The sequence below is a fragment of the Aurantimonas sp. A2-1-M11 genome (assembly GCF_036549475.1).
GTDB lineage: Bacteria > Pseudomonadota > Alphaproteobacteria > Rhizobiales > Rhizobiaceae > Aurantimonas.
This window is the reverse complement of sequence record NZ_JAZHLI010000156.1, coordinates 1-3,003: the sequence shown is the minus strand read 5'-3', so window position 1 is coordinate 3,003 and position 3,003 is coordinate 1. Positions and strand designations below refer to the sequence as shown.

The following is a 3,003-nucleotide window of genomic DNA, read 5'->3' as shown; positions in this document are numbered from 1 at the left end:
TCTCTCATGGATACCTCGATACCGAAAAGGAAATCGGCACGAAGCTCCAGGCAAACAATCCGCCGCCCACGCTTCTCTTTCTTCTCAATCTTCAATTGTCAAAGAGCACGCCATCAGAACAAACAATGGCGGCGGGCCGGTCGAGGCTTGCGCCTCCAGGACCCTAATGAAGATCAGCCGTTGCCGGCGAAGTCTTCTGAATATCTGCGGTGCGGGCCAAATCCAGAGCGAACCAAAGGGCTCGCCGGCGGCGCCCTCGCCGTCGATGAGTGGCTTATAGGCCCTGCCCGCTTTCGAAGTCAACACGGTTTTCGCAGAAAAACGCGCCGAACGAAATTTTTCCGAAAGCCGCCCAGCCCTGTCCCGCAGGCTTCCCCGGCGTCATCGCAGATTCATCTGGGCCCGCCGGGGCCTGTGAGGACAATCCCCTTCCCCGGCCGTGTTTTGGCGGAAACGGTGCGCGCGACATCGCCCCGGCGTGGCGTTCGGCCTCTCCCTCCGCCGTCCGGCGAACGGCAGCGCGCGGTCGGAGCCCGATACCGATATGGCGCCCGGCGACCATCCGGCCTGGCCGGCATTTTCCTTTCGGCGCATTTGGTATTAGGCCGGATCAAGGGCGCCCGGAGCGGCGAGACGCGATGGCATGGGGACGCAGAGATGGGAGACAGGGACGAGGCCAACCGGCCGGGCCGCTACGAGCGCATCCTGCGCGATGCCGGCGTGCGCATCACCCGGCCGCGCCGGATCATCCTGACCATCCTGGCCGCCGGCGACGACCATCCCGACGCGCTGGAGATCTTTCGCCGCACCGCCGGGGTCGATCCGTCGATCTCGCTGTCCACGGTCTACCGGACGATGAAGCTCCTGGAGGAGAAGGGCGCGATCCAGCGCCATGTCTTCGAGGGGGGGCCGTCCCGCTTCGAGCGCGCCGATGGCGACCACCACGATCATCTGATCGACATCGATTCCGGGGACGTGGTCGAGTTCCGCTCTGACCGGATCGAGTGGCTCCAAGAAGAAATTGCCCGGGAACTGGGCTACGAGATCGTCTCCCACCGGCTCGAACTCTACGGGCGCAAGCGTCGCACCGAGTGAGCTGTCACGGGCGGTGATCCGGCCCGCCGCCGCGATCGGACAGACACATTTCTGCCCGCGCCAGAGAATGGCACGGGCCGAATTGGTTCGTCATGGGCGCCGCTCAGGCGAGCTTGGCGTCCAGCGTCACGGTGATCGCGCCGAGGGCCTTGGAGACTGGACAGCCGCTCTTGGCCGTCTGCGCGAGCTCGTCGAATTTCGCCGGCTCGATGCCCGGCACCGTTGCCTTCAGGACGATGGCGCTGGACTTGATCTCGAAGCCTGCCTCGACCTGTTCGACATTAACCGTCGCGGTGGCCTTCAGCTCCTGCGCCGGCGTGCCGTTCTCGGCGAGAAGGTGCGAGAGCTGCATGGCGAAGCAACCGGCATGGGCGGCCGCCAGCAACTCTTCCGGATTGGTGCCGGACTTGCCGCTCTCGTCCTCGAAGCGGGCCTTGAACGAATAGCCGTTGTCGGACAGGGCGCCCGACTGGGTGGTGATCGCGCCGGTGCCGTCGCCGAGCGCACCCTTCCAGATTGCCGTTGCATGCCGTTTCATGGGATTCTCCTTGTCGCGGTGGCCATTGCGGCCGAGCCGAATCGGTCTTAGGCGCAGACGGGATCTCGTCCCGCATGCCTTGCCCCGGAAACTGCCACTGAGGCGTTCGGTTCCGGCCCTGACGAAGCGTTCACCATTGCGGGCCAGACTGGCGCCGTCCAGATGACCCCGAACGAGGCACGACGATTGCAATGGCGGAAACGATCCTGGTCCATGCGACGAAGCCGCTGCTCGACGAGAAGGCGGCCTGGCTGACGATCCTGGCCGACGAGCGCCGCAGCAGCCCGCACACGATCGCCGCCTATGAGCGGGATCTGCGGCAGTTCCTCGTCTTCCTGACCGACTATCATGCCCGCCCGGCACAGCTTTCCGACGTCGCGGACCTGAAGACGGCGGATCTGCGCGGCTTCCTGGCGTCGCGCCGCCGCGACGGTGCCGGCGCCAAGACCCTGGGGCGCGGCCTTGCGGGCGTGCGGTCCTTCATCCGTCACCTGGAGCGCAAGGGTCTGGCCTCCTCCGCCGGTGCCAAGGCGATGCGCGCGCCCAGGCAGCCGAAATCCCTGCCGCGCCCGCTCAGCGTCGGCGACGCCATGGCGGTGACGGAAGAAGCCGGCGCCTTTGCCGCCGAAGCATGGATCGCCGCCCGCGACGTCGCCATCCTGACGCTGCTCTATGGCTGCGGCCTGCGCATTTCCGAAGCCCTGTCCCTGCCGGGCAATGCGCTGGGTGACGCGACCGCGCGCTCGATGCCCGTCGCCGGCAAGGGCGGCAAGACCCGGCTGGTGCCGCTGCTGCCGGCCGTTCTGGAAGCGGCCGCCGAATATCGCCGGCTGTGCCCCTACCCGCTGCCGCCCGACGGGCCCCTCTTTCGCGGTGCCCGGGGCGGACCGCTGCAGCCGCAGATCGTCCAGCGCGCCATGGCGCGGCTGCGCGGTGTCCTCGGCCTGCCCGACAGCGCCACGCCCCATGCGCTGCGCCATTCCTTCGCAACCCATCTTATGGCCGGCGGAGGCGATCTGCGCACCATCCAGGATCTCCTGGGCCATGCCAGCCTGTCGACCACCCAGAACTATACCGCCGTCGACCAGGCCCGGCTGCTGACGATCTACGACGACGCCCATCCGCGCGCCCGTCGTCGGCGCGCGGGTTGACGGCAAGTTCGTCGCAGCAGCGCGCGAGATTGGCGAATCTGCGCACCCTGCTTCCCTGAGACTGGCTCCGAATCAGGTCGGTGCCTTAGTCCGCCCTGAATAATGGCTAGAGCGTCCAGTAATAAGTGTGAATCGGATGGTTCCGCTTGGAGACGTATTCTGATTCCTTGTGTGCGGGAGGATACGCACCATGGGAAGATCGGTTTCATCGGACTTGCG

At 66.4% G+C, this 3,003-nt stretch carries 3 protein-coding genes; 2 read left to right on the top strand and 1 reads right to left on the bottom strand.

The genetic code is table 11. The features are described 5' to 3' along the window. Nucleotides 1-657: 657 nt before the first annotated feature. Nucleotides 658-1,095, top strand: a complete 438-nt coding sequence (locus VQ042_RS25130; protein WP_331822980.1) for a Fur family transcriptional regulator — start codon at nt 658-660, stop codon at nt 1,093-1,095. Nucleotides 1,096-1,198: 103 nt separating this feature from the next. On the opposite strand, the gene VQ042_RS25125 is transcribed toward VQ042_RS25130, so the two are convergent. After that, nucleotides 1,199-1,633 (bottom strand): OsmC family protein, encoded by a 435-nt coding sequence (locus VQ042_RS25125; protein WP_331822979.1) that lies wholly within the window; start codon nt 1,631-1,633, stop codon nt 1,199-1,201. A 185-nt stretch (nt 1,634-1,818) separates the two neighbouring features. On the opposite strand from VQ042_RS25125, the gene VQ042_RS25120 reads away from it, so the two are divergent. Then, nucleotides 1,819-2,784, top strand: coding sequence for a tyrosine recombinase XerC (locus tag VQ042_RS25120; RefSeq protein WP_442880237.1), 966 nt, complete (start codon nt 1,819-1,821; stop codon nt 2,782-2,784). Nucleotides 2,785-3,003: the final 219 nt, after the last annotated feature.

Excerpts from the sequence above, each read along its gene's own strand:
- VQ042_RS25125 (WP_331822979.1), bottom strand. The coding sequence starts at position 1,633 with ATGAAACGGCATGCAACGGCAATCTGGAAGGGTGCGCTCGGCGACGGC.
- VQ042_RS25130 (WP_331822980.1), top strand. The coding sequence starts at position 658 with ATGGGAGACAGGGACGAGGCCAACCGGCCGGGCCGCTACGAGCGCATC.